At 71.4% G+C, this 24,172-nt stretch carries 25 protein-coding genes; 14 read left to right on the top strand and 11 right to left on the bottom strand.

Features of this window, described 5'->3' with window-relative positions; genetic code table 11:
• The first annotated feature begins 135 nt into the window (after positions 1-135).
• Together M5362_RS25065 and M5362_RS25060 are read left to right on the top strand one after the other, a co-directional pair.
• Entirely contained in the window at positions 136-696 is a 561-nt protein-coding gene (locus M5362_RS25065; protein ID WP_260229988.1) for a TetR/AcrR family transcriptional regulator, read from the top strand.
• Between the two features lie 34 nt (positions 697-730).
• Positions 731-1,216, top strand: coding sequence for a MarR family winged helix-turn-helix transcriptional regulator (locus M5362_RS25060; protein ID WP_260229987.1), 486 nt, complete (start codon positions 731-733; stop codon positions 1,214-1,216).
• 27 nt (positions 1,217-1,243) lie between these two features.
• Here M5362_RS25060 and M5362_RS25055 read toward each other — a convergent pair whose 3' ends face one another.
• Together M5362_RS25055 and M5362_RS25050 are read right to left on the bottom strand one after the other, a co-directional pair.
• Positions 1,244-1,981, bottom strand: coding sequence for a Mut7-C ubiquitin/RNAse domain-containing protein (locus M5362_RS25055; protein ID WP_260229986.1), 738 nt, complete (start codon positions 1,979-1,981; stop codon positions 1,244-1,246).
• Positions 1,982-2,062: 81 nt separating this feature from the next.
• The gene (locus M5362_RS25050) at positions 2,063-2,914 is read right to left on the bottom strand and encodes an NAD(P)H-binding protein (RefSeq protein WP_260229985.1); all 852 of its coding nucleotides are present in this window, start codon (positions 2,912-2,914) and stop codon (positions 2,063-2,065) included.
• Between the two features lie 168 nt (positions 2,915-3,082).
• On the opposite strand from M5362_RS25050, the gene M5362_RS25045 reads away from it, so the two are divergent.
• Positions 3,083-3,532, top strand: coding sequence for a GNAT family N-acetyltransferase (locus tag M5362_RS25045; protein ID WP_260229984.1), 450 nt, complete (start codon positions 3,083-3,085; stop codon positions 3,530-3,532).
• Here M5362_RS25045 and M5362_RS25040 read toward each other — a convergent pair.
• Together M5362_RS25040 and M5362_RS25035 are read right to left on the bottom strand one after the other, a co-directional pair.
• Positions 3,529-4,080 (bottom strand): GNAT family N-acetyltransferase, encoded by a 552-nt coding sequence (locus tag M5362_RS25040; RefSeq protein ID WP_260229983.1) that lies wholly within the window; start codon positions 4,078-4,080, stop codon positions 3,529-3,531. The genes M5362_RS25045 and M5362_RS25040 overlap by 4 nt on opposite strands.
• A 14-nt stretch (positions 4,081-4,094) precedes the next feature.
• Positions 4,095-4,940 carry a DUF6597 domain-containing transcriptional factor gene (locus M5362_RS25035; RefSeq protein WP_260229982.1) on the bottom strand — a complete coding sequence of 282 codons (846 nt, stop codon included), beginning with the start codon at positions 4,938-4,940 and terminating at the stop codon, positions 4,095-4,097.
• 108 nt (positions 4,941-5,048) lie between these two features.
• On the opposite strand from M5362_RS25035, the gene M5362_RS25030 reads away from it, so the two are divergent.
• Entirely contained in the window at positions 5,049-5,630 is a 582-nt protein-coding gene (locus M5362_RS25030) for a TIGR03086 family metal-binding protein (RefSeq protein WP_260229981.1), read from the top strand.
• 166 nt (positions 5,631-5,796) lie between these two features.
• On the opposite strand, the gene M5362_RS25025 is transcribed toward M5362_RS25030, so the two are convergent.
• Complete coding sequence (locus M5362_RS25025) at positions 5,797-6,042, bottom strand: hypothetical protein (protein ID WP_260229980.1); 246 nt, start codon at positions 6,040-6,042, stop codon at positions 5,797-5,799.
• A 249-nt stretch (positions 6,043-6,291) separates the two neighbouring features.
• On the opposite strand from M5362_RS25025, the gene M5362_RS25020 reads away from it, so the two are divergent.
• Positions 6,292-7,188 (top strand): ABC transporter substrate-binding protein, encoded by an 897-nt coding sequence (locus M5362_RS25020; protein WP_260229979.1) that lies wholly within the window; start codon positions 6,292-6,294, stop codon positions 7,186-7,188.
• Positions 7,189-7,280: 92 nt separating this feature from the next.
• Here the strand turns inward: M5362_RS25020 and M5362_RS25015 are convergent, their stop codons facing one another.
• A complete protein-coding gene (locus tag M5362_RS25015; protein WP_260230027.1) occupies positions 7,281-7,682 on the bottom strand; it encodes a MerR family transcriptional regulator in 402 nt (133 codons plus the stop codon).
• Positions 7,683-7,761: 79 nt separating this feature from the next.
• On the opposite strand from M5362_RS25015, the gene M5362_RS25010 reads away from it, so the two are divergent.
• On the top strand, positions 7,762-9,726 hold the full coding sequence (locus tag M5362_RS25010; protein WP_260229978.1) for an APC family permease: 1,965 nt from the start codon (positions 7,762-7,764) through the stop codon (positions 9,724-9,726).
• Positions 9,727-9,744: 18 nt separating this feature from the next.
• Here M5362_RS25010 and M5362_RS25005 read toward each other — a convergent pair whose 3' ends face one another.
• Complete coding sequence (locus M5362_RS25005; protein ID WP_260229977.1) at positions 9,745-10,338, bottom strand: hypothetical protein; 594 nt, start codon at positions 10,336-10,338, stop codon at positions 9,745-9,747.
• A 257-nt stretch (positions 10,339-10,595) separates the two neighbouring features.
• Between M5362_RS25005 and hemL the strand changes: the two genes are divergently transcribed.
• From hemL to M5362_RS24965, 8 genes are all read left to right on the top strand, one after another.
• Entirely contained in the window at positions 10,596-11,903 is a 1,308-nt protein-coding gene (hemL, locus tag M5362_RS25000) for a glutamate-1-semialdehyde 2,1-aminomutase (protein ID WP_260229976.1), read from the top strand.
• The gene (locus tag M5362_RS24995) at positions 11,900-12,589 is read left to right on the top strand and encodes a histidine phosphatase family protein (protein ID WP_260229975.1); all 690 of its coding nucleotides are present in this window, start codon (positions 11,900-11,902) and stop codon (positions 12,587-12,589) included. The genes hemL and M5362_RS24995 overlap by 4 nt, the downstream gene beginning before the upstream one ends.
• Positions 12,590-12,907: 318 nt before the next feature.
• On the top strand, positions 12,908-14,161 hold the full coding sequence (locus tag M5362_RS24990; protein WP_260229974.1) for a hypothetical protein: 1,254 nt from the start codon (positions 12,908-12,910) through the stop codon (positions 14,159-14,161).
• A 107-nt stretch (positions 14,162-14,268) separates the two neighbouring features.
• Positions 14,269-14,874, top strand: a complete 606-nt coding sequence (locus M5362_RS24985; RefSeq protein WP_260229973.1) for a TlpA disulfide reductase family protein — start codon at positions 14,269-14,271, stop codon at positions 14,872-14,874.
• A 4-nt stretch (positions 14,875-14,878) separates the two neighbouring features.
• Positions 14,879-15,616 carry a cytochrome c biogenesis CcdA family protein gene (locus tag M5362_RS24980; RefSeq protein ID WP_260229972.1) on the top strand — a complete coding sequence of 246 codons (738 nt, stop codon included), beginning with the start codon at positions 14,879-14,881 and terminating at the stop codon, positions 15,614-15,616.
• A gap of 3 nt (positions 15,617-15,619) precedes the next feature.
• Positions 15,620-17,419 (top strand): cytochrome c biogenesis protein ResB, encoded by a 1,800-nt coding sequence (locus tag M5362_RS24975; RefSeq protein ID WP_260229971.1) that lies wholly within the window; start codon positions 15,620-15,622, stop codon positions 17,417-17,419.
• A gap of 11 nt (positions 17,420-17,430) precedes the next feature.
• Positions 17,431-18,519, top strand: a complete 1,089-nt coding sequence (gene ccsB, locus M5362_RS24970; RefSeq protein ID WP_260230026.1) for a c-type cytochrome biogenesis protein CcsB — start codon at positions 17,431-17,433, stop codon at positions 18,517-18,519.
• A 37-nt stretch (positions 18,520-18,556) separates the two neighbouring features.
• Complete coding sequence (locus M5362_RS24965; protein ID WP_260229970.1) at positions 18,557-19,084, top strand: SRPBCC domain-containing protein; 528 nt, start codon at positions 18,557-18,559, stop codon at positions 19,082-19,084.
• 16 nt (positions 19,085-19,100) lie between these two features.
• On the opposite strand, the gene M5362_RS24960 is transcribed toward M5362_RS24965, so the two are convergent.
• The 4 genes from M5362_RS24960 to M5362_RS24945 form a co-directional block, all read right to left on the bottom strand.
• Entirely contained in the window at positions 19,101-20,639 is a 1,539-nt protein-coding gene (locus M5362_RS24960; protein WP_260229969.1) for a hypothetical protein, read from the bottom strand.
• Between the two features lie 4 nt (positions 20,640-20,643).
• Positions 20,644-22,701 (bottom strand): hypothetical protein, encoded by a 2,058-nt coding sequence (locus M5362_RS24955; protein ID WP_260229968.1) that lies wholly within the window; start codon positions 22,699-22,701, stop codon positions 20,644-20,646.
• A 100-nt stretch (positions 22,702-22,801) separates the two neighbouring features.
• Positions 22,802-23,710: an isopenicillin N synthase family oxygenase gene (locus tag M5362_RS24950; protein WP_260229967.1), complete on the bottom strand. Its 909-nt coding sequence runs from the start codon at positions 23,708-23,710 to the stop codon at positions 22,802-22,804.
• Complete coding sequence (locus M5362_RS24945; protein ID WP_260229966.1) at positions 23,703-24,155, bottom strand: nucleoside deaminase; 453 nt, start codon at positions 24,153-24,155, stop codon at positions 23,703-23,705. The genes M5362_RS24950 and M5362_RS24945 overlap by 8 nt, the downstream gene beginning before the upstream one ends.
• Positions 24,156-24,172 lie beyond the last annotated feature (17 nt).

The following is a 24,172-nucleotide window of genomic DNA, read 5'->3' as shown; positions in this document are numbered from 1 at the left end:
TGACTTCCGGCGAAGTGGGTGTGCCCACGGCCGTGGCCAACGCTTGTTGGTCAACGCTCGTTGGTCAACGCTTGTTGGTAAACGTAGACCTGAGCCGGATGGACTGTCAACGCCTGTTGGCCTACAGTCGTTGGCATGACGACCGCACGCCGCTCCGACGCCACCCGCGCCGCGATCCTCGAAGCCGCCCGCGAACGCTTCGCCGCCGACGGCTACGAGCGCGCCACCATCCGGGCCATCGCCCGTGACGCCGAGATCGACCCGTCGATGGTGATGCGCTACTACGGCAGCAAGGAGGGGCTGTTCACCGCGGCCTCCGACTTCGAGCTGGAGCTTCCGGAGCTCGCCGGCCTGCCGTCCCGGCACATCGGGCCGGTCCTGGTCGCGCACTTCCTCGACCGCTGGGAGCGCGACGACGTCCTGACCGCGCTGCTGCGTGTCGGTGTCACCCACGGCGCCGGTGTCGAACGCATGCAGACGATCTTCGCGGAGCAGCTCGGACCGATCACCCGAGGCGTCTGTCCCGATCCCGCCGACGCGCCGCGCCGTGCCGCGCTCGTCGCCTCGCAGATCCTCGGCATGGCGCTCACCCGCTACGTCCTGCGGCTGCCACCCGCGGTCGAGATGTCCACGGACGAGATCGTCGCCTGGCTGGGGCCGACCGTGCAGCGGTATCTGACGGCCCCGGAGCCGTAGGCCCGCCAGACCCCCTGCTTCGTACACTCTCCGCATGCCGCAGAAGAACTCCGCCCGGCGTGACGGCCTCATGACCGAGCTGTACGACGAGGCCCGCCGCTACATGGCCGCGTACGCGCTGTTCAACCAGGCCGTTGCCGACCAGCTGCGGCTCCACCCGACGGACGTGCAGTGTCTGAACCTGCTGTCCCTGGAGTCCGGCCCGGTGACCACCGGCCGGATCGCCGAACTGACCGGACTGACCACCGGCTCCGCGACGCGGCTCGTCGACCGCCTCGAACGGGCCGGCTACGTCACGCGCGAGCGGGACGCCGAGGACCGGCGGCGCGTCCTCGTCGCCGTGGTGCCCGAGCGCATGGCGGATCTCGGCGCCTTCTGGCGGCGGCTCAACGAGGCCTGGGGCACGATGTTCGACGCGTACAGCGACGCCGAGGTCGCCCTGCTCATCGCCCATATGCGACGGACCGTCGAACTCAGCGCCCTACAGGTCGAGCGGCTGCGCGCGGGCGAAGTCGACTGACCCCGGCGCGGGCCGGGAACCCTCGGGTCAGTGCGCGGCCGCGCCGCCGAACTCCCGCAGCGCGTCGGTGACGATCGCCTCCAGGCGGGCATGGTGGGCGCCCCGCCAGTACACCCGCTCGCACTCCGTGCACCGCGCGAACACGTCGTACGTCTTCTCCGTGCCCTGCTCCAGCCGCTCGCGCACCGAGTCCTTGTCGGCGTCGGTCAGCGGCCCGTTGCAGGCCGTGCAGCGCGTCCACGGCTTCAGGGGCGGCGCGAACCGCTCCAGCACGTCACGGAGTTGGTCGTCGGGCTGGTCGCTGTACACATAGGCGCCGGCCCACAGCTCCCGGCGGCGCAGCAGTCCGCGGTCCCGGGAGAGCATCACGCGCCGCTCCTTCGCGGAGAGCGCCGCGAGCGCGGGGTCGCCGATGTCCTCGCTCTCGTACGCCGCGTCGACCCCGAGCAGCCGCAACCGCCGCGCGAGCGTGCCCAGATGCACGTCGAGAAGGAACCGGAGCGGGGCGCCCGGCACGGGCTGCGGCCGCTCGGCCGCCTCGACCTCGACCGTGTCGCCGACGGCGGGGACGTGGGACACCTCCACCGGGCTGCCGTCCACCAGCAGCCTGCCGACCTCGGTCAGCGGCACACCGAGCGACTCCACGACATGGCCGAGCGTCGACACGCCGTCCGTCGCCACGGTCGTACGCCCCGAACGCCGTTCCGTCGAGACGAAGAGGCGCAGGCCTGGGGCGAAGCTGATCTGGATCTCCGGTCCGTTCACGTGGACAGGATGTCACCGCGTCCCGCCGGGCGGCCAGGGAATTCGGCCCGGCTCCGCCGTCCAGGGCCTTCCACCCGCGTCTTACGGGCGGAAGGCCTCCGCGTGCTCGGCGGCCCAGACGGCGAACGTCCGCGCCGGGTGGCCGGTCAGCTCCTCCACGGTCCGGGTCAGGGGGACCGGCCGGCCGTCGTGCGAGGCCCAGTACGAGAGCAGGGCGTCGGCGAAGGGCGCCGGGACGTGGGCGGCGACCGCTGTCTTCCACTGCTCGGGGGTGACCGCGGCGGATATCGCCGGCCGCCCCGTCGCCTCGGCGAGTATCGCCAGCTGCTCGGTGAAGTCGAGGGACTCCGGACCTGTCAGCAGATATGAGGAGCCGCGCAGCCGGGGCTCGGTCAGGACGGCGAACGCGGCCTCGGCGACGTCGCGCTCGTGGATCGGATCGCCGTGAGAGCCGGGGTACGGGAGCTCCACCGGCTGCCCGGCCCTGATCGCCCACGACCACTGCAGGGCGTTCGTCGCGAAGGCGCCCGGCTGGAGGTAGGTCGCCTCGAACGCCCCGTCGGCGGCCGCGGCCGCTAGGGCGCGCTCGACGGCCAGGTGCGAGGCCGCGATCGGGTTCCGGTCGGCGTCCGGGGCGAGGACGGAGCTGGAGGAGAGCAGGGCGATGTGCCGGACACCGGCCGCCCGGGCCCGGGCGACGAAGGCGTCGATGTGCGAGGCCTCGGCGTACAGGAAGACGGAGTCGACCCCGTCGAGCGCTGCCTCGAAGTCCGCCGGATCGGAGAGGTCGCAGCGGACGGTGTCGACGCCGTCGGGTGGTGAGAGATCCGCGGGGTTCTTGGAGGCGGCCCTCGCCTTGATTCCGGCGTGATGGAGGAGGCCGAGGAGGGTCGAGCCCACGCGGCCGCGGCTTCCGGTGACGAGAACGGTCATGACAGGTCCTTTCGGCGAGGCCTTCCCCACGTGATCGGTTGCGCAGAGAAGAATCTGTGCCACGCAGATAAATATCCGCGAGGGGTCCTCGCCCGTCAACCCTGATAAATCCCTGATGCCCCCAGCGCCCCGGGGAGCCAATACAAGCCCCTGGGATACGGTCCCGGCATGAAGATCATCGACCTCGAACCCGGTGACCGGCGTCTGGACTCCGACCTGCTTCCCGTCCTGCGTGAGCTGCGCCCGCACCTCACGCCGGAGCTCTTCCGCGACGTCTACCGCAGCGGCCACCCCCAGGGCCTGCGTTTCAGCGCCGCCTACACGGAGGGCGGCACCTGCGTGGGCGTCGCGGGCTGGCGGATCATCGACAGCACCAGCACGATCCGCAAGCTCTACGTCGACGACCTGGTCACCGCCGCCACCACGCGCTCCACGGGCATCGGGCAGGCGCTCCTGACGTACCTGGAGCAGCACGCACGCGACGCGGGCTGCCACGAGCTCGACCTCGACTCCGGCACCCACCGCACCGGGGCCCACCGCTTCTACCTGCGCGAACGCCTCGACATCGTGGCCTTCCACTTCACCAAGATGCTGAGCACGGACGGCGCGGAGGGCTAGCCCTCCAGGGCCTGGCCGCCCGTGTGCAGTTCCAGGCGCCAGTCGTTGCAGCTCAGCGGCGTGCCCGGCGGGTACTCGAGCTCACGTGGACCGAGCAGCTCGAAGCCGGCCTTGCGGCATACCGCGTTCGACGGTCCGTTGCCCGTCGAGGGGAAGGCGTGCAGGAAGCGGTGCGTGCGCTCGGCACGCGCCAGCTCGGCGACCGCACGGGTGGCCGCGCTCGCGACGCCCCGCCCCTGGAACCCGGGGAGCACCGTCCACCCCGTCTCGTAGACCGGCTCCCCGTCCAAGGTCTGCTGCCAGAAGCCGATGCCGCCGACCGCGACCTCCTCGGGGAGCAGCACTATCCGGAACATCCGGCCCGCACCCGTGCGCTCGGCGCTCAGGTCCACGTACCGCCGATGGCGCTTGACGAGCGCCTCCTCGGTCTCGGGGCCGCCCAGGTGCTCCATCAGCTCGGGGGCGTTCATGGCGCGCAGCAGCTCGAAGTCGTCCTCGGACCAGGGTTCGAGGCGTACGGGCGAGCCGTGCGGGGTGTCGGCATCCATGCCCGCACTGTAGGTCAGGGGTCCGACACCCGCCGGGCGTACGCGGTGGGAGGCACCCCGACCGTCGCGGTGAAGTCCCGTACGAGATGGGCCTGATCGCTGTAGCCGAGCTCGGCCGCCAGCTCGGCCCAGTCCGGGGAGCCCTGGGTCTCACCGCCCTCGGCGCGTTCCAGGGCCTCGTGGATGCGGTAGCGCAGGATGACCCATTTCGGGCCGACGCCCACGTGGTGCGCGAAGAGGCGCTGGAGCGAGCGGCTCGACAGCCCTGCCGTGCGGGCCAGTTCGGACACCCGGCGGACCGTGCGGTCCGTACGGACCAGCTCCACCAGTTCCATGGCCTGCGCGGCCTGCGGATCGGGTGCAGGGCCGCGGGCGAGCAGGAAGGCGTCGAGCGCCGCCACGCGCGCGTGGTCGGTCTCCGGGGAGAGCACCGCCTCCACGGAGGCGAGGTCGGCGTCCGCGAACACCTCGTCGAGCGGGACGCGACGGCCCGTCCACTCCGAGACCGGCCACTGCGGCGCGAACGGCCGGAAGCCGCCGGGCCGGAACTGCACGCCGCAGACCCGGCCGACGCCCATGAGCTTCTTCGTGAACAGTTCGAGCCCGATGCCCGCGACCTCCCCGGACATGGCGTCCTGGCCGCTGTCGTCCCGGTAGCGCTGGAAGACGACGTTCACGGACGGATGCGGGACGACATGACTCGCGTACGGCTCGGAGAGCGACCAGTCGATGAACCAGTAGTGCTCCAGGTACGGGCGCAGCGCCGGGGCCGGTTCGTGACGCCGGAACCGGACGCGGGCGAGGAGTTCGGCGGCGTCGACGATTCCCCGGGTGTCACGGCGAGGACCGGAAGACGTCATGTCACGAGCCTAGGCTTGTCCTTCGGATCCTGCGGGCTCGCGGCGCCTGCCTGCCGGGTGGCGTGTTTCTTCAAGACGCTCGGGGGCAGGATCACTTAGCGTCACTCCATGACGAACCGTACGCAACCCATCAGCGAGCTGCTCGGTACCGCCGCCGCCCACGCCGCCCCCGTGGTGCGCGGAATCGCCGACGACAGCCTCACCGCGCCCACGCCGTGCTCCCAGTACGACGTACGGGATCTGCTCAACCACCTCTTCCACGTCGTGGTGAACTTCCAGGCGCTGGCCGCCAAGCAGCCCGCCGACTTCGCCACGAACCCCGACTACCTGGCCGACGCCGACTGGCGCACCCGCTTCGAGACCGAGACGGCCAAGCTCGTCGCGGCCTGGGCGGCGCCCGGCGCCGAGGAAGGGACCTCGGGAGGGATGGGGCTGCCGTCCCGCACCATCGGATCGATGGTCCTGCTCGACCTGACCGTGCACGTGTGGGACCTCGCCCGGGCCACCGGCCGGAGCTTCGAGCCGGACCCGGCCGTGGTGGAGAACCTGACGGGAGCGGTGGAGGAGCTGGCGCCGACGGCCCGGAAGATGAACGTCTTCGGCGAGGCGGTGGAGCCTCCGGAGGGCGCCTCCGCGTTCGAGCTGCTCCTCGCGGCGACCGGACGGAACCCGCGCGACTGGACGGCCTGACCGGCCTCAGCGGCCTCAGCGGCCTGAGCGGCCTGAGCGGCCTGAGCGGCCTGAGCGGCCTGAGCGGCCTGAGCCGCATGGCCGGGCGTCGCGCCGGCCACTGCGGCCGGCGTCCGCTCCCCCGTCCGCTCCCGTCGTCTGTTCCCCCGTCCGCTCCCGCCCCGGACTAGCGCAGCCGACCCGCGGAGCCCATGGAGAGACGGGAGGCGACCGCGCCGAAGGCCTGCTCCTCGGCCGGGGTGAGCGACACGCTCTCCTGGGGGTGCCAGACCCGCTCCAGCGGTGCTTCGGCCCGCGCGCGGCGGGCACGGGCGCGCAGGCCCAGCGCCACCCACACCATGGTGGAGACGGCGAGCACTGCGACGAGGGTGATCACACGGGGGTCCGAGAACTGGCCGGGCAAGGACGACATGGCTGACTCCGGGGAGCGAGGGCCGCTACGGGGGCGCGGCCTGGAGGGGCGCGGGCGCACGGAGCTGAGGATTCCTACTGCTTCCTCCCGATCTGTTCAGTTAACACCACTGTGGGGGCCTTTCGGCAGGGGGTCCGGGACCGAAGTCCCGGCGCCCCGTCGGCGGCGTGACGCCCCCTTGTGCGGGCGGGGGAACCGCTTCAAGGTGGCCGGGACAGGCAGATTCCGGCCGGGGAGGGAGCAGCCGCAATGTCGGACTTGAAGGCGTGGGGGTTCACCGACGACAGGGGTACGGCGCTGGGGGCCGTGCGCGTGCCGGAGCGGTTGGTGGCCTATGTGCGGGCGGGGGCGGCCCTGCTCGATCTGGGGGTGACGCCGGTCGCGGTGTACGGCTCGGGGCATGACGGCGAGGGCCTCGATCCGGTCAAGGCGGGGGAGCTGGGGGCGGCCGGCGTGCCGTACCTGGGGCCGGGGCGGGTCCTGGACGAGGCGCGGCTGGGGAGCCTCCGCCCCGACCTGATCGTCGACGTCACGTACGACGGGAAGAGCGCGTACGCGCTGGACGGGGGTGTCGCCGAACGGATCGGGGTGCCGCTGGCCGCGCTCTCCGTGGGCAACGAGCTGCCCCTGACGGCGATCATCGCGCGTTTCGGCGAGCTGGCGGCGGCCCTCGGAGGGGCCGGAGACGCGGTCGGGGAAGCGGCCGAGGAAGCGACTGGGGGTGCGGTCGGGGGAGTGCCCGGGGGTGCGGCCGGGGGCCCCGTCGCCCCCGCAGAGGCCGCCCTGCGCGCGGCCGCCGCACGGGTGGACGTCGGCGTCCTCGCCCTCTCCGGCGCCGGCCCCGACCAGGTCCATCTCGCCCGGCCGCACGCCTGGCCCGAGCTGGCCCGGCTCCAGGAGCTCGGTGTCCGCATGCTCGAACCCGGGCCCGGTGCGGGCGCGAACTGGCTCACCGCCGACTGGGAACACGCGGCCCGGCTGAACCCGGGCCTGGTGCTCTACGACAGCCGCGCCAACGCCGTCGGTCCCGGCGCGTTCCCGCCCGTGGGGCACGCGCGCGTGGCGCCGTGGAACCCGGAGACGCCACCGAGCCCGGCGGCGTACGCCCGGTTCTTCCAGGACATCGCGGAGGCGCTCCTGCTGTAGCCCCCGCGTGCGCGGTGGCTTTCCCGGGCGGCGCGTCGGCGGCCGGGCACCACGCGCCTCCCGCCACGCCTCCCGCCACGCGCCTTCCGCCCTCACGCGCCGGCGTGCTCTCCCAGTCGTGCGCGCAGGGAGTTCGCGAAGTCCTCGACTCGGGTCAGCTGGGAGCGGAGTTCGTCGACGCGGGCCGTGGCGGCCTGTTCGTACCGGCGCACCCGTGCCGCCAGGGTGGACCGCTCGGCCGGGGAGAGGCGCGGGTCGGCGAGGCGGTCCACCGCCGTGAGGAGGTCGCGGGTCTCGTCGATCGTGAAGCCCAGCGGCTTCATGCGGCGGATCACCATCAGCCTGTCGACGTCGGCGTCCGTGTAGAGCGGGAAGCCGCCCTGCGAGGACGCCGAGGGGACGACGAGGCCGTTGTCCTCGTACTGGCGGATGGTCCGCAGGGACATTTCCGTCCGGGCGGCGACCTCGCCGATCTGCATGGGTTCGCCGGCCATGCGCACTCTGCTCACGGTGCCCGTCCTTCCCGCGCGGCTTCCGCGCACTACATAGGCATTTGTCCTAACTTCAGCACTTATGAGAGCTGGAAGTGCGGCGAAACGCCTGCTGGTGGGGCGGCCTTTGGACAGCGGCCGCCTCGGCGAGACGCTGCTGCCCAAGCGCCTCGCCCTCCCGATCTTCTGCAGCGACCCGCTCTCCTCCGTCGCGTACGCCACGGAGGAGATCCTGCTGATCCTCGCTCTCGGCGGGCTCGCCGTGCTCCATCTGGCCTGGTACGCGGCGATCGCGATCGTCATCCTGCTGGTGGTCGTCGTCGCCTCCTACCGGCAGACCTGCCATGCCTATCCGGGCGGCGGCGAGGCGTACGTCGTCTCCGCCGAGAACCTGGGCCAGACCGCCGCGCTCACCGCCGCCAGCGCCCTGCTCATCGACTACGTGATGACCGTCGCCGTCTCGATCGTCTCGGGTGTCATGGCGATCACCTCGGCCGCGCCCGCGCTCGACGGGTACGCGGTCGGACTGTCGGTCGCGTGCGTGGCGATCCTGGCCTGGCTCAATCTGCGCGGCGTCCGCGAGTCGGGGCGCTACTTCGCCATTCCGACGTACGCCTTCATCGCCACCATCTACCTGATGTTCGCCGTCGCGGCCGTCCGGATGGCGACCGGCTCGACGATCCGCGCCGAATCCGCCGACCTGCCCATCGACGCCGTCTCCAGCTACACGGGTCTCGCGCTCGTGCTGCTCGCCATGCGCGCCTTCGCCTCCGGCTGTACGGCGCTGACCGGCGTCGAGGCGATCAGCAACGGCGTACCGGCCTTCGAGAAGCCCAAGAGCCGTAACGCCGCCACGACCCTCGCGGTCATGGGCGCTCTCGCCGTGACCATGTTCTGCGGGATCACCACCCTCGCCATGGTCTACGAGGTGCACGTCGCCGAGGATCCGACCGAGCTCGGGCTCGCCCCGGGCACCGCCATGCCCACCGCGCTCGCCCAGATCGGCCGCGCCACCTTCGGCAGCTGGCACTTCCTCTTCTACCTGCTCCAGGCCGTCACCGCCGCCGTCCTGATCATGGCGGCCAACACCGCCTTCAACGGCTTCCCCATGCTCGCCTCCGTCCTCGGCCGCGACCGCTACGCGCCCCGCCAGCTCGTCCACCGCGGCGACCGGCTCGTCTACTCCAACGGCATCGTCCTGCTCGCCCTGGCCGCCATCGCCCTGATCGTCGCCTTCGACGCCAGCCTCACCCGCCTCATCCAGCTCTACATCATCGGCGTCTTCGTCTCCTTCACCCTGTCCCAGGCAGGCATGGTCAAGCACTGGCGGCGAGAACTCGCCACCCCGGCGGGCGCCGCCGAGCGCGGCGCCATCCTGCGCCGTCTCTCCATCAACGCCTTCGGCGCCTGTCTGACGGCGGTCGTCCTCGTCATCGTGCTGATCACCAAGTTCACGCACGGCGCCTGGATCGTCGTCATCGCCATGCCCGTGCTCTTCGCCGGGATGAAGGGCGTGCGCCGGCACTACGAGACCGTGGCCGCCGAGATCGCCGTCGAGCCGGGCGCCCATCCCCGTACATTCGCCGCTAACCACGTCATGGTCCTCGTGGCCTCGGTCAACGCGCCGAGCCTGCGGGCCCTGTCGTACGCGAAGACACTGCGCCCCGCCTCACTGACCGCGGTCACCGTCGCCGAGGACCCCGCCGAGGCGGAGGTGCTGCGGGCCACCTGGGACGCCCACGGCATCGACGTACCCCTACGGGTGCTCAGCTCCCCCTACCGCGCCATCGTCCAGCCGGTCCTGCGGCACATCCGGGAGGCGCCCGAGCGGACGGCGGACTCGGTGGTGTCGGTGGTCATCCCCGAGTACGTGGTGGGGCACTGGTGGGAGCAGCCCCTGCACAACCAGAGCGCGCTGCGGCTCAAGACCCGGCTGCTGTTCATGAAGAACGTCGTGGTCATCGACGTCCCGTACCGGCTCGCCTCCGCCCGCGAACTGGCCGCCGAGCGCGCGGAGGCCACGGCCGCCCAGGACCGGGAGGACTGACCCCAGGGAAGCGGGCCCCTACGGCCAGACCAGGCAGTACGGCTGGTGGCCCGCCTCGTGCAGGCGGTGCGAGAAGTCCTGCCACTCGTGGAGCAACTGGTAGACGTTGAACGCGTCGCGCGGGCCTCCGCGGTCCGGGACCGTCGACCAGATGAAGGCCGCCGCGCCGACCGACTCCTCGCCGATGCCGCGCAGCGGGTCGACCACGGTCATGGGCAGCTTGACCACGGCGTAGTCGGGGTGGAGGACCACCAGTTCCAGCGGGGGCACCTTGTGCAGGGGCATGCCCTGGATGCCCGTGAGGACCATCGCGGCTATCGTCTCGGGCTTGATCTTGGTGAACATGCCGCCCATGCCGAGCTCGTCGCCGCCCAGCTCCTCCGGGCGCATCGAGATCGGGACGCGGGCCGCCGTGGCGCCGTCGGGTGCGCCGAAGTACTTGTACGTCACCCCCAACCGGCCACTCCCGCCCTGCGTCGTGGGTTCCGAGGACCCGGTGGACCCTGTCGATTGCGTGGGCTCTTCCGTGCGGCGTCGCCGGTGTCTCCCCCGCCGGGCAGGCTCCGGACCCAGATCGTCCGTCCCCTCACCCAGTCCGCCACCGCGATGCATATCTCCACCCGACTGCTTTTTAGGCAACACGACCCCCGCCGCGCAACCCGATCATCGTGACAGTGACCTCCCCCACGCTCTCGCGGTGAAACACCTGTCCGCAAGAACGTCCGGCCCTCTGACACCATGGATTCCGTGAGCCATCCCTATGACGCCCCAGTTTCGCAGACGCGGAGGAGCGACGCCCCGGCGTGATCGACGGGGTGCTCACGCCCGTACCGTAGTACTCGAAGCCGTACTCGCAGGTCAGGACCACAGTGCCGTATTCATACGAAGCCCCAGTCTCACAGACGCTTTTCGACCGCGCGTCCCTCGTGACGCCCGGCGGCGTGAACTCACCGGTGCGCGCCTTCCGGGCCGTGGGCGGAACGCCCCGGTTCATGGTGTCCGGTACCGGCCCGTACCTCACCGACGCGGACGGTCGGGAGTACGTCGACCTCGTCTGCTCGTGGGGGCCGATGATTCTCGGCCACTCCCACCCCGAGGTGATCGCCGCCGTGCAGGCCGCCGTCTCGCGCGGCACCTCCTTCGGTACGCCGGGGGAGGGCGAGGTCGCCCTAGCCGAGGAGATCGTCGCCCGGATCGAGCCCGTCGAGCAGGTGCGGCTGGTCTCCTCCGGCACGGAGGCCACGATGTCGGCGATCCGGCTCGCCCGCGGCTTCACCGGCCGGGCGAAGGTCGTGAAGTTCGCCGGCTGCTACCACGGGCACGTGGACGCGCTGCTGGCCGCCGCCGGCTCCGGTGTGGCCACCTTCGGCCTGCCCGACACGCCCGGCGTGACCGGCGCGCAGGCGGGGGACACCGTCGTCCTGCCGTACAACGACCTGGAGGCGGTCCGCGCCGCGTTCGCCGCGCACCCGGGTGAGATCGCCTGCGTCATCACCGAGGCCTCGCCCGGCAACATGGGCGTCGTCCCGCCGCTGGACGGCTTCAACGCCGGCCTGAAGCAGCTGTGCGCCGACAACGGTGCCCTGTACATCTCCGACGAGGTCATGACCGGCTTCCGGACCTCCCGCGCCGGCTGGTACGGCGTCGACGGGGTGAAGCCCGACCTGATGACCTTCGGCAAGGTCATGGGCGGCGGCTTCCCGGCGGCGGCCTTCGGCGGCCGCGCCGACGTCATGGGGCACCTCGCCCCGGCCGGCCCGGTCTACCAGGCGGGCACGCTCTCCGGTAACCCGATCGCCACCGCCGCGGGCCTCGCGCAGCTGCGGCTGCTCGACGACGCCGCGTACGAGAAGGTCGACGCGGTCTCGAAGGAGATCCAGGGGCTCGTCACCGGCGCGCTCGCCAAGGAGGGCGTCGCACACCGGCTGCAGACCGCCTCCAACATGTTCTCCGTCTTCTTCACGGCGGACGAGGTCCGCGACTACGACGGCGCGAAGAAGCAGGAGGCGTTCCGCTTCAACGCCTTCTTCCACTCGATGCTGGCCGACGGCGTCTACCTGCCGCCGTCCGCGTTCGAGTCCTGGTTCGTCTCCACGGCCCACGACGAGCGCGCGATCGAGCGGATCGCCGCCGCGCTGCCCGCCGCCGCCCGCGCCGCCGCGGAGGCCACCGCATGAGCGCCCCCGGCAAGGACGACATCACCGTCGTCCACCTGATGCGCCACGGCGAGGTGCACAACCCCGACGGCGTGCTCTACGGCCGCCGCTCCGGCTACCACCTCTCCGAGCTCGGCCGGCAGATGGCCGACCGGGTCGCCGAGCACCTGGCAGCCCGGGACATCACGCACGTCGTGGCGTCCCCGCTGGAGCGTGCGCAGGAGACGGCGCAGCCCGTCGCCAAGAGCCATGGCCTGGACCTGGCCACGGACGGGCGGCTGATCGAGGCGGGGAACGTCTTCGAGGGCAAGACCTTCGGTGTCGGCGACGGTGCCCTGCGCAAGCCGGGCAACTGGCGGCACCTCACCAACCCGTTCCGGCCGTCCTGGGGCGAGCCGTACGTCGAGCAGGTCGTACGGATGATGGGCGCGCTGGACGCGGCGAAGGACGCGGCGCGCGGTCACGAGGCGGTCTGCGTCAGCCACCAGCTGCCGATCTGGATCGTGCGGAGCTTCGTGGAGAAGCGCCGGCTGTGGCACGACCCGCGGCGGCGGCAGTGCACGCTGGCCTCGCTGACGTCGTTCACCTACCAGGGCGACAGGATCGTCTCGGTCGGCTACAGCGAGCCGGCGCGCGACCTCGTGCCCGCGCATCTGCTCGCGGGCGCGAAGCCGGTCAAGGGGAAGGCGAAGGCCTTCGGCGCGTAGCGCTCCGCGGCGGCCCGGGAGGAATCCCGCGGGCCGGCCGGTACGAAGGGTGCCGGCCGCCCAGGGTCCCGGCCAGCCGCGCCCCAGTTCGCGCGCCCCTCTGGCGCCCCTCACGTAGAGGTTCTGTGTGGGCGAGGTGCCCCGCGTTCGGGCACCAGGCCACCGGGTACATGGTCAGGGCGATCGGATGACGTGAAGTCATCTGGTCGCCCTGAAATTTTTGTGCTAATTCCCGGAACCTACGCGTTCCTCCCGGCATCTCACTCATTGTCGGTTTGGATGACCTTTCGGTCGTACACAAGCGCGAATGGGGACGTCATGCGCGGGATCACTCGAAGGGGACTGCTCGGGGCGGGCGTTGGGGCCGCAGCGGCGCTCGGCGTAGCCGGATGTAGCGCCAACAGCTCGGACAAGTCGGGCAATTCGGGAGCCGGTAAGGGGGGCGACGCCTCGGGATCTCCCAGCGCCCCCGAACCCACGAAGGAAGAGGCCCGCCTCATAGGCGACGGTTCCACCTCCGACACCGGGAAGCAGCCGAACCAGCCCGACGCCCCCGTCCCGCTCGAACCGGGCCAGACCCCGCCCCAGTTCGTGATCTTCTCCTGGGACGGCGCCGGCGAGGTCGGCAACGGTCTCTTCCCGCGCTTCCTCGAACTCGCCAAGAGCCACGACGCGGCGATGACCTTCTTCCTCTCCGGGGTCTACCTCCTGCCGGAGTCGAAGAAGGACCTCTACCGCCCGCCGAACAACCGCGTCGGCGCCTCCGACATCGGCTACCTCACCGACGACCACATCAAGGACACCCTCAAGAACGTCCGCCAGGCCTGGCTCGACGGGCACGAGATAGGCACGCACTTCAACGGCCACTTCTGCGCCGGCTCCGGCTCGGTCGGCAACTGGACCCCGGCCCAGTGGCAGAGCGAGATAGACCAGGCGGTGAAGTTCGTCACCGAGTGGAAGACCAACAGCGGCTGGACCGACCTCGACCCGCTGCCCTTCGACTACCGCAAGGAACTGGTCGGCGGCCGCACCCCCTGCCTCCTCGGCCAGGACAACCTCCTGCCCACCGCCAAGCGCCTCGGCTGGCGCTACGACGCCAGCTCACCCGGCGGCCGCCAGATGTGGCCCGTCAAGCGCCAGGGCATCTGGGACCTCCCGCTCCAGGCCGTGCCGTTCCCCGGCCACTCCTTCGAGGTCCTCTCGATGGACTACAACATCCTCGCCAACCAGTCCAAGAACACCACCAAGGGCATGCCCTCGCGCTACCCGGGCTGGCGCAAGCAGGCCACCCAGGCGTACCTCAACGGCTTCGAGCGCGCCTACGAGTCCAACCGCGCGCCCTTCTACATAGGCAACCACTTCGAGCAGTGGAACGGCGGCATCTACATGGACGCCGTCGAGGAGGCACTCAAGGGCATGGCCGGAAAGAAGGACGTCCGGCTCGTCTCCTTCCGCCAGTTCGTGGACTGGCTGGACGTACAGGACCCCAAGATCCTCGCCAAGCTCCGTACGCTGGAGGTCGGACAGGCGCCGACGGGCGGCTGGAACACCTTCCTGAGGCCCACGGCGTAAAGCGGGGTAAGGCCGAGTACGTCCGCTTAAGCCCCCTTGACAAGGGGCTTTACGGGCAGTCAGGGGGGCGCCCAAGATCCCCCAAACGCCCATGCGAAACTTTTCACATGAGCCTTAGCCGTGCCCCTCGACGCACCCTGCTCGCCGTCGGAACCCTGTCGGCCGCCCTCGCTCTGTCGGCCTGCGGCTCGGACACCAACGGCAAGTCGGGCGGCGGCGGCGGAACCAACTTCGTGACCAACACGGGCGGCATCTCCACCGTCGCCAAGGGCGAGCGCACGGCGCCCGGGAAGATCGCGGGCGAGACGGTCGACGGCGAACGGCTCGACATCGCGGACCTCAAGGGCAAGGTCGTCGTCCTCAACGCCTGGGGATCGTGGTGCAGCCCCTGCCGCGCCGAGGCGCCGCACTTCGCCAGGGTCGCGGCCGACCTCAAGGGCGAAGGCGTGGAATTCGTCGGCCTGAACACCCGCGATTTCAACAAGCAGCAGGCGGTGACCTTCGAGGAGGACTACAAGGTCCCCTACCCGAGCCTGTACGACCCCGCCGGGAAGCTGATCCTCAACGGGTTCCCCAAGGGCACGCTCAATCTGCAGGCCATTCCCTCCACCGTCGTGCTCGACAAGGACGGGAAGATCGCCGCCCGCGCCCTCATGGCACTGGACGAGAAGAAGCTCCGCTCGATGATCGAGCCGCTTCTCGCGGAGAAGTGATCCGGTGAACGAGACGGTCTTCAGCGGGGCTCTCCTGCTCGCCCTGCCCATCGCCGTGCTCGGCGGTCTGGTCTCCTTCTTCTCCCCGTGCGTCCTGCCCCTCGTCCCCGGCTACCTCAGCTACGTGACCGGCGTCACCGGCACCGACCTGGCCGAGGCCAGGCGCGGCCGGATGGCGGGCGGGGCCGCGCTCTTCGTCCTGGGCTTCACCGTCGTGTTCGTCTCCGGCGGGGCCCTCTTCGGCGGCTTCGGCAACACCCTGCAGGAACACCGCGAGGTCATCTCCAAGGTGCTCGGCGCGCTGACCATCGTGCTGGGAGCCTTCTTCATGGGCGCGATGCCCTGGATCACCCGCAGGGAGTTCCGCTTCCACAAGCGTCCCGTGACCGGACTGCTCGGCGCGCCCATGCTGGGTGTGCTGTTCGGCCTCGGCTGGGTCCCCTGCATCGGCCCGACCCTCGCCGCCGTCCTCGCGCTCGCCTCCAACGAGGCGAGCGCCGGCCGCGGGGCCCTGCTCACCGTCGCCTACTGCGTCGGCCTCGGCCTGCCCTTCATCCTCACCGCGATCGCCTTCCGTCGGGCGCTCGGCACCTTCGGCTGGGTGAAGCGGCATTATGTCTGGGTCATGCGCATCGGCGGCCTCATGCTGATCGCAACCGGCCTGCTGCTCGTCACCGGAGCCTGGGACCGCATCGTGTCCGAGATGCAGGTCTGGACGTCCGGCTTCACCCCGGGGATCTGACCCATGACCCACACCAGCCCGAGCAACACCGGCCCGAGCGAGACCAGCGTGAGCGAGACCGGCCCGACCGGGACCAGCGCGACCAGCCCGACAGGGACCAGCGAGACCGGCCCGGGCGGGACCAGCGCGACCGGATCGAACGAGACCGACGAGCGCGCGGAGCTGAGCGCTGCCGGCTCCCAGCTCTCCACCGCCCCCCGCGAGGAGAGCGTCCTCACCGGCCCCACCCTCGGGGTCGTCGGCTGGATCCGCTGGTTCTGGCGCCAGCTCACCTCGATGCGGGTGGCGCTGATCCTGCTCTTCCTGCTCTCCCTCGGCGCGATCCCCGGCTCGCTCATCCCGCAGACCAGCGCGGACGAGCTGAAGGTGCAGGCCTTCCAGAAGGCCCACCCGACGCTCACGCCGATCTACGAGAAGCTCCAGCTCTTCGACGTCTACAGCTCGGTGTGGTTCTCCGCGATCTACATACTGCTGTTCGTCTCCCTCATCGGCTGCATCGTGCCGCGGAGCTGGCAGTTCGTCGGCCAGCTCCGCGGCCGCCCGCCCGGCGCCCCCGGGCGCCTGACCCGGCTGCCCGCGTACACGACCTGGCGGACGGAGGCCGAGCCCGAGCAGGTCCGCGAGGCCGCGCTCGCCCTGCTCAAGAGCCGCCGCTTCCGCGCGCACACCGTCAAGGACGCCGTCGCCGCCGAGAAGGGCTACCTCCGCGAGGCAGGGAACCTGCTCTTCCACATCGCGCTGATCGTGATGCTGGTGGCCTTCGCCTGGGGCCAGCTCTTCAAGTCCGAGGGCGGCAAGCTGATCGTCGAGGGCGACGGCTTCTCCAACACCCTCACGCAGTACGACGACTTCAAGTCCGGCTCCCTCTACAGCAGCGACGACCTCGCGCCCTTCGGCTTCCAGCTGGACAGCTTCACCGGTACGTACGAGAAGAGCGGCCCCCAGCGCGGCACCCCGCGCACCTTCGAGGCCGCCGTCACGTACTCCGAGGCGGGCGGGAAGGACAGGAAGGCCGTCATCAGGGTCAACGAGCCGCTGAAGGTCGGCGGCTCGAAGGTCTATCTGATCGCCCACGGCTACGCGCCCGTCGTCACCGTCAAGGACGGCCGCGGCAAGGTCGTCTTCCACGGCGCCGTCCCGCTGCTGCCGTTCGACAACAACATCACCTCCACCGGCGCGATCAAGGTGATGGACGGCTACCGCGACAAGAGCGGCAAGAAGGAGCAGCTGGGCTTCCAGGCCTTCTTCGTGCCGACCTTCGCGGGCGCCGGCAAGGGCGACATGTTCTCGCAGTTCCCGGCGCTCGACTTCCCCGTCATGGCGCTCACCGGCTACCACGGCGACCTGCGCGTGGACTCCGGGCTGCCGCAGAACGTGTACCAGCTCGACACCTCCAAGATGAAGCAGTTCAAGGTCGAGACGGGTACGGGCGTCGCCCAGCGGATGCTGCCCGGCGAGACGATGAAGCTGCCCGACGGTGCCGGCTCGATCACCTTCGAGAAGGACATCAAGGAGTGGGCGAGCTTCCAGATCTCCCAGCAGCCGGGCAACGGTCTCGCCCTCGCGGGCGCGATCGCGGCGATCGCGGGCCTCACCGGCTCGCTGTTCATCCAGCGGCGCCGGGTCTGGGTCCGGGCCGTACGGGGGAAGGACGGCGTCACCGTCGTCGAGATGGCGGGTCTTGGCCGGAGCGAGTCCGCCAAGCTCCCGGAGGAGCTGGCCGAACTCGCGGTCACGCTCAACGCACAGGCGCCGACCGCGCCCGAACCTGCCACAGCAGAAGCCGAAGGGGCTGAGAAGTGAATCTCGCCGCCGTGAGTCTCGCCGCCGAGACCAACGAGAGCCTGGCGCAGCTGAGCGACCTGCTCATCTACTCGTCGATGGCCGTCTACACACTGGCCTTCTTCGCCCACATCGCCGAGTGGGTGCTGGGCAGCCGCAGCAAGGTCGGCCGGACGGCCGCCGCGCTGACCGAGCAGGCCCCGAAGGGCTCGGCCCCGGCCGTCACCGTCCAGGTGAAGACGGCCGCCGGCTCCACCGCCGTGCTCGACAAGCCCACGGTCGTCACCCGGGCCGGCGCGGGCGTCCGCGACGTGCCGGACGGCCCCGGCGCGGCCGGCGGCACGGTCAAGGGCGATCTCTACGGCCGTATCGCCGTCTCGCTCACCGCGCTCGCGTTCCTGATCGAGGCGTCGGGTGTGGTCACCCGCGCGTTCTCCGTGCAGCGGGCCCCCTGGGGCAACATGTACGAGTTCTCCACCACCTTCTCCACGGTGGCGGTGGGCGCGTACCTCGGCTTCCTCGTCGCCAGGAAGAACGTCCGCTGGATCGGTCTTCCGCTGGTCACCACGGTCCTGCTCGACCTGGGCCTCGCCGTCACCTGGCTGAAGACCCCCAGCGACCAGCTGGTCCCCGCGCTCGACTCGTACTGGCTGTGGATCCACGTCTCCACCGCGATCTTCTGCGGCGCGGTGTTCTACCTGGGCGCGGTCGCCACCCTGCTCTACCTCTTCCGGGACTCCTACGAGAGCAAGCTCGCGACCGGCGGCAACCCGGGTTCGTTCGCCCGCTCCGTCCTGGAGCGGCTGCCGTCGGCGGCCTCCCTGGACAAGTTCTCGTACCGGGTCAACGCGGCGATCTTCCCGCTGTGGACCTTCACGATCATCGCGGGCGCGATCTGGGCCGGCGACGCGTGGGGCCGCTACTGGGGCTGGGACGCCAAGGAGGTCTGGTCGTTCATCACCTGGGTCGGTTACGCGGCGTATCTGCACGCGCGGGCGACGGCCGGCTGGAAGGGCCGCAAGGCCGCGTACATCGCGCTCATCGCCTTCGGCTGCTTCCTCTTCAACTACTACGGCGTCAACATCTTCGTGAGCAGCAAGCACTCGTACGCCGGAGTCTGAGCTGGCACAGCACCTGCCCCGGCGCCACGCTGGAGGTATGAGCGAGATACCTCGGGGCAGGTGCGACACCCACGACGGCAACCTGCATCACCTGCGGTACGTGATCGACCTGCCGCACCCGATGGTGCGGGTCTGGGCGGCCGTCGCGACGCCGGAGGGCCTGCCGCAGTGGCTCTGCGCGGCGGATCCGCTGGAGCCGAGGCTCGGCGGGGCGGTGTCGCTGCGCTGGCTGAACGGCGGCGCGGAGGTCTCGGGGCAGGTGACCGCCTGGGACCCGGAGTACGTGGCCGAGTACACGGTCGGCCCGCCGCACGGCCGGATCCGGTTCCATCTGGAACCGGCCGGAGGCGGCGGGTCGACCGTGCTGCGTTTCACCAACGAGATCCGCGGGACGCACGAGGAGAAGCTGGACACCCTCGCCGGGTGGCACGACCACTTCGAGCGGCTCGCGGCGGCGCTGGACGGCCGCCCCACGGACTGGCGGGAGTGGACGCCGGACCGATGGCAGCACCTGCGGGAGCTGTACGTACGGGAGGACGCCCCGTGGCCCAGGTGGGAGCCGTAGGGGCGCCCGCCGTGCGTCAGCCCCTCCTCGGCGGGAGGCAGTCCTTCGCCGGGGCCCGGCCCTCCGGCCAGGCGATCTGGACGAACCGCTGCGAGCCGTCCTGGGCCAGTTCCACGATCGGGACCGCCTTGTTGTACGGGTTGCCGAAGTTGTCCAGGCAGATCCAGCCGCTCGCGCCGTCGACCCGGAGCGAGCCCTTCACCTGGGGCCACTGCGTGACCACGTCCGCCAGTTCCGGGTACTGGACGCCCTGCGGGGTCGCCTGGCGGATCGCGTGTACCGCCGTCGCCATCGCGTCGTACGCCACGATCGCCTGGCCGTCCGCGAGCGGGACCGGCTGCTTCGCCGCCTTGGCGATGTCCGCGAGGAACGTCTCGTACGCGGCCGTCGAGCCGCCCGTCCCCGGGACCGGGCGGCCCGGCGCCGGCTTCCAGGCGTCCGGGTGCGCGAGCGAGGCGTAGCGCACGGTCAGCTTCGCCTTCAGCGCGGCCCGGTTGAGCTTGCGGTCCGCGCCCAGGTACGAGCCCTCGTCGCCGGTCAGGATCGTGAACGGCCGCTCGGCGCAGCCCCGTGCGCCGAGCGCGTTGATGAACTGCCGCAGCTGTGTGTGGCGTCCCGCGAAGAAGACGGTCTCCGCCCTCGTGTCGCAGATCAGATGGGTGATCTGGCGGAAGGTGTTGGCGGTCGTGCCCTCCTCCGTCGGGTCCGCGGGCGAGGTGAACAGCTGCGGCTCGTGGGGCGCGCCCTTGAGGGAGGCCGAGAACGCCGCCTTCAGCGTGTCCGTGTAGTGGTCGCCGGTCCGGGTGTCCTGGACGAGCAGCGCCTTCGACCCCTCGACCTTCCCGAAGTGGGCCAGGGCCTTCGCCTCGTCGCCGTTGGTGGGGGAGACGCGGGCGAGACCGGGGTAGCGGTTGTTGCCCGTGCCGGGCCCGTTGGCGATGTCGTCGGCGGTGATGGTGGTGCCGACGACCGCGATGCCCGCGCCGGTCAGGGCCGTCACCGCCTCCCGTACCTCGGTCGAGGAGGTGGCGACCCCGGAGACCGCCCGCAGCCGGTCGCTCCCGCCGGTCATCGTCTTCAACCGCTCGACCGTCGTACGCCAATGGGCGTTGCCCTTGCCGGTGTTGGCGAGGACGAGCCGGATCTTCGGGGTCTCGCTGTTCGACTCGTGGTTGGCCCGGTACTGCCGGGCGAAGGCGCCCTGGATCTCGTGCAGGACCTTCTCCCGCATGCCGCTGTCCGTGGAGGTGATCGGCAGCAGCAGGGCGACCGTCGCGTACTCGTCGGCCTTCAGGGCGCGGTTCTCGTCGCGGATCCGTCCGGTGATCACGGTCAGCGACGGGACGCCGAAGTCGAACCCGTCGCCGTTGACGCCTATGCACTCGGTGCTGCCCTGGGGCCGTTCCACACCGGCGGCGCAGGAACGGTCCTCCGGGGTGGTGACGCGGTCGACGGCGTATCCGGCCAGTGAGCCGAGGACGACGAGGGCGACCGCCGACGTGAGGATCTTCTGACGGGTGGTGTACCAGAGGCGGTAGCGCAGTGGGCCGACCATGGCCTCAGACTCCGTTCTCCGCGCCCGGCGGGAGCGAGAGCCCCCGCCAGGCGCGAATGTCCCTCGGCCAGTGGGTGGCCGCGTCCCACAGCGGACTGTTCCCCGTCCGATGACGACCGGAGAGCTGGCGCAGCTCGTGCGCCAGCTTGTCGGTCACGTCCTCGTCGGGGAGCGCGAGCGGATCGGTGAGCAGCCATACGGCGTGCAACAGCCGCCGCAGGCTCAGGTGGAGTTCGACGGTGTCGTCGTCGTACGTGGCGGGCAGCGATTCGCCGGGCCCCTGGCCGAGCGCGATCGCCCGCCGCGCGTCGGGCCCGGTGCGGTCCCGGTCGCGCGGGTAGGGCGCGGAGGCGATGAACCGCAGCCGTCCGAGCCAGCCGAGGACGTCCGCCTCGGGGAAGGTGAGGCGCAGATGGGTCACCGCGTCGTCGGTCCGGCCGAGCGCCAGCTCCTGGTGGAGCCGGTACGGGACGGGCCCGGGGGCGTAGTGCCGGTGCAGGGTCTCGTGGACCGCCCGCCAGGTCGCGTACCCCTCCCCGTCCTCGAAGCGCAGCCGGTGCAGGAGCAGGGCGCGCAGGAGCGGGTCGGCGACGAAGTGCTCGGGGCCCTCCGGCCAGTCCTCCGCGCGCAGCAGGTCCCGTACGCGCAGGGCCATGTCGCCGTCGAGGGACTCGCCGCGCAGCCGGGTCCGGGCGAGCAGGCGTGCGGACTCCTCGTCGTGGGCGGCGGCGAGCACGGCGAAGGGGCCGTGACGAAGGCGTGGCAGGAGCTCTTCGAGGAGGGTGGGGGCGACCGGCACCGGGGCGCTGTCCTCGCGCAGCTCGACCGTGAGGTCGAGCAGCGCGCCGGGGGTCAGCGAGGGCTTCTGGGGGGCGGGCGCGTCGCCCGCGGCCCGGCCGAGCAGGACCACGCCGAGCGGGCGTCCGCCGGTCAGCCGGTGGACGGCCCGGGCCAGTTCGGCCGGTGTCCGGCCCGCCGGGTCGAAGCGGTCGAAGGCGCTCTGGGTCTGGGCGGGCGACAGCGGGGGCAGTTCGACGGCGAGGATCCCGGAGGTGACGTCCGGGCCACGAGGGCAGGGCGCGCGGTGCGCGGTCTCGGACAGCCGCAGCCGGGCCGCGTGCCGGATGCCGTCGTGGTCGCGGACGCGGGAGGCGGCGATGACGACGACCCGGTCGCGGCGGCCGTCGGCGCGGGCCCGCAGGATCGGCTCGACCAGCCGCCGGCCGAGCGGCTCGTGGGCGTTGTCGAGGAGCAGGACGGGCCGGCCGCGCCGGGCGCCGCGGTTGGCGAGCCCGGTGAAGGCGCGGACCAGGTCCTCGATCAGTGCGCCGACGAGGAAGTCCTCGGCCTCGCGGCGGCGGCGGCCGCCCTGCTCGAAGTCCATCGCGAGCTGCTGGAGCCCGGCCTTGCCGCGCCCGCCGGCGTTGCGGTAACTCCCGTACCAGCTCTCGGCCTTCTGCTGGAAGCGGCCGAAGACCTCCTCCAGGACCGTCTCGACGGTCGCCTCGGCGAGGAGCCCGGCCATGGGCGCGGTGGCCTCGGCGAAGTTGGCGGCGAGCTTGGTGAGGACCTTGGTGACCCAGTTCGCCGCGGCGCCCTTGGCCGCGTCGACGGTCGAGAGGACCGGTCCGAGGCGCTGAAGATCACGCCGGGCCCGCTCGTCGTCCTCCTGCGACCAGCTGATGGACGCGACGGCGACCAGACCGAGCGAGAGCCGCGGGAACTGCACGGGCTTGGCCGCGAGCACGCGCGGCGCCAGCTGTACGGCGAGTTCGCCGAGCGCCCCGGTGAGCGGGTTCCAGCCGGGGCCGTGGTCGGCGGGCGGCTCGATGTGCGCGCAGTCGAGCAGGGCGAGCGGAGTGGCTGCCTTGTAGGCGTTGCGGACCTGCTTGAGCAGGGCGGTCTTGCCCATGCCCCGGCCGCCGGTGAAGACGGTGACGGGCGGGTCGTCGCCGTGCTCGTACGCGGTACGGGCATAGCGGTACGGGCTCAGTCCGATCAGCCTGGCCGCCAGCCCGGCCTCCTGGAAGACCGCCTCGCGTCCGTACAGCTCTCTGTCCACGTGCTGCCACCCCCGTCACAGTCAACTCAAGGATATCGACGGCGTGTTGGGAAAGCGGCAGGCTTTTCGACTCTGGTGCGGGACTTTTGTGCGGGTGTTGTCAGTCCGTGGCGATCGCGTCGAGCTGGGCACGGAGGTAGGCGTGGGACTCGATGCCGTGGATCGTGGTGCCGGGATCGCACTCGTAGAAGTACACGAGTGAGATCAGCTCCTCGGCGGGTACGTCGGCGGGCGGCGGAAGCACGCGATGCCGGCCGGAGCGCCACCGCCCGCCGGTCCAGCCGGCCATCACGTCACCGATGTTGACGGTGAACGCGGCGGGATCGAAGGGCGCGTCCTGCCAGCCGTGGGCGTCGGTGAAGACCTGGAGGCCGCCCTTGCCCGCCTGCCGGTCCAGGACGGTGACCGTGCCGAAGTCGGTGTGCGGCCCGATCCGGAACTGGCCCGGCTCCGGATCGCCCGTCCGCTCCCGCCCCGGATACCAGTTGACGTTGAAGCCGAACGTGGGGTGCCCGGTGTGCCGGGTGAAGAAGTCCCGCTCCTCGCCGAGCGCCTCGCCGAGGAGGTCCAGGACCCGGTCGGACAGGCTCCGCATCTGCGCCAGATAGCGCTCCACCAGCGGTTTCAGCTCGGGCACCTCGGCGGGCCAGGTGTTCGGCAGGAACCACTCGGCGTCCACGGCCGGGTCCCCGGTGGGTGTGTCGGCCGCGAACGAGAGCGACTCCTTCAGGTCGGGCGGGGTCGCCGTGCCCTCCGCGTACCCGTTGGCCTCCGCGCCCGGCCCGAGCCACCCGCGCCCGCCGACCCGTACCGCGTACGGCTCCTTGACGGCGGCCGGCAGGTGGAAGAAGCGCCGGGCCACGTCCCGGATCGCCGCACGCAGACCGGGGTCGACGCCGTGCCCCGACACCAGCAGGAAGCCGGCCTCGCGCAGGGCGCGGTCGACGGCGGGGAGCTGGGGGGCGGGGTCCCGGCTGAGATCGATCGTCGGAAGGTTCGCCTCACTCATCGCCGATGTCCTCGTTCCACAGTGCCGGATGCTTCCCGATGAACTCCCGCATGAGCGCGACGCACGCCGGATCGTCGAGCACGACGACGTCGACCCCGTGCTCGGCCAGCCAGTCGTGGCCGCCGTGGAAGGTCTCCGCCTCCCCGACGACCAGGCGCGAGATCCCGAACTGCCGGACGAGCCCGGAGCAGTACCAGCACGGCGACAGGGTCGTCACCATGGTCGTCCCCCGGTACGACCGCTGCCGGCCGGCGGCCCGGAAGGCGGCCGTCTCCGCGTGCGTCGAGGGATCCCCGTCCTGCACGCGCCGGTTGCGCCCGCGCCCGAGGAGAGCTCCGTCGGCGCCGTACAGCGCGGCCCCGATCGGAATCCCGCCCTCACCCCGCCCGGCCCGCGCCTCGCCGAGGGCGGTACCGAGCCATTGCCGTGCCTGTTCCAGGTCCACGGGGGGACTCTTCCCCG

This window comes from Streptomyces sp. Je 1-79 (genome assembly GCF_025195125.1).
In the GTDB taxonomy this organism is placed as follows: domain Bacteria; phylum Actinomycetota; class Actinomycetes; order Streptomycetales; family Streptomycetaceae; genus Streptomyces.
The sequence above is the reverse complement of the archived record's forward strand: the minus strand, read 5'-3'. Positions and strand labels throughout refer to the sequence as shown.

Bases quoted from the DNA above. Each gene is read 5' to 3' on its own strand.
- M5362_RS25065 (WP_260229988.1), top strand. From the start codon at position 136: ATGACGACCGCACGCCGCTCCGACGCCACCCGCGCCGCGATCCTCGAA.
- M5362_RS25060 (WP_260229987.1), top strand. From the start codon at position 731: ATGCCGCAGAAGAACTCCGCCCGGCGTGACGGCCTCATGACCGAGCTG.
- M5362_RS24995 (WP_260229975.1), top strand. From the start codon at position 11,900: ATGAGCGCCCCCGGCAAGGACGACATCACCGTCGTCCACCTGATGCGC.
- M5362_RS24965 (WP_260229970.1), top strand. From the start codon at position 18,557: ATGAGCGAGATACCTCGGGGCAGGTGCGACACCCACGACGGCAACCTG.
- M5362_RS24950 (WP_260229967.1), bottom strand. From the start codon at position 23,710: ATGAGTGAGGCGAACCTTCCGACGATCGATCTCAGCCGGGACCCCGCC.
- M5362_RS24975 (WP_260229971.1), top strand. From the start codon at position 15,620: ATGACCCACACCAGCCCGAGCAACACCGGCCCGAGCGAGACCAGCGTG.
- M5362_RS25040 (WP_260229983.1), bottom strand. From the start codon at position 4,080: ATGGATGCCGACACCCCGCACGGCTCGCCCGTACGCCTCGAACCCTGG.
- M5362_RS25035 (WP_260229982.1), bottom strand. From the start codon at position 4,940: ATGACGTCTTCCGGTCCTCGCCGTGACACCCGGGGAATCGTCGACGCC.
- M5362_RS25045 (WP_260229984.1), top strand. From the start codon at position 3,083: ATGAAGATCATCGACCTCGAACCCGGTGACCGGCGTCTGGACTCCGAC.
- M5362_RS24985 (WP_260229973.1), top strand. From the start codon at position 14,269: ATGAGCCTTAGCCGTGCCCCTCGACGCACCCTGCTCGCCGTCGGAACC.
- M5362_RS24960 (WP_260229969.1), bottom strand. From the start codon at position 20,639: ATGGTCGGCCCACTGCGCTACCGCCTCTGGTACACCACCCGTCAGAAG.
- M5362_RS24990 (WP_260229974.1), top strand. From the start codon at position 12,908: ATGCGCGGGATCACTCGAAGGGGACTGCTCGGGGCGGGCGTTGGGGCC.
- M5362_RS25020 (WP_260229979.1), top strand. From the start codon at position 6,292: ATGTCGGACTTGAAGGCGTGGGGGTTCACCGACGACAGGGGTACGGCG.
- M5362_RS25025 (WP_260229980.1), bottom strand. From the start codon at position 6,042: ATGTCGTCCTTGCCCGGCCAGTTCTCGGACCCCCGTGTGATCACCCTC.
- M5362_RS25030 (WP_260229981.1), top strand. From the start codon at position 5,049: ATGACGAACCGTACGCAACCCATCAGCGAGCTGCTCGGTACCGCCGCC.
- M5362_RS25050 (WP_260229985.1), bottom strand. From the start codon at position 2,914: ATGACCGTTCTCGTCACCGGAAGCCGCGGCCGCGTGGGCTCGACCCTC.
- M5362_RS25005 (WP_260229977.1), bottom strand. From the start codon at position 10,338: ATGCATCGCGGTGGCGGACTGGGTGAGGGGACGGACGATCTGGGTCCG.
- M5362_RS25015 (WP_260230027.1), bottom strand. From the start codon at position 7,682: ATGGCCGGCGAACCCATGCAGATCGGCGAGGTCGCCGCCCGGACGGAA.
- M5362_RS25010 (WP_260229978.1), top strand. From the start codon at position 7,762: ATGAGAGCTGGAAGTGCGGCGAAACGCCTGCTGGTGGGGCGGCCTTTG.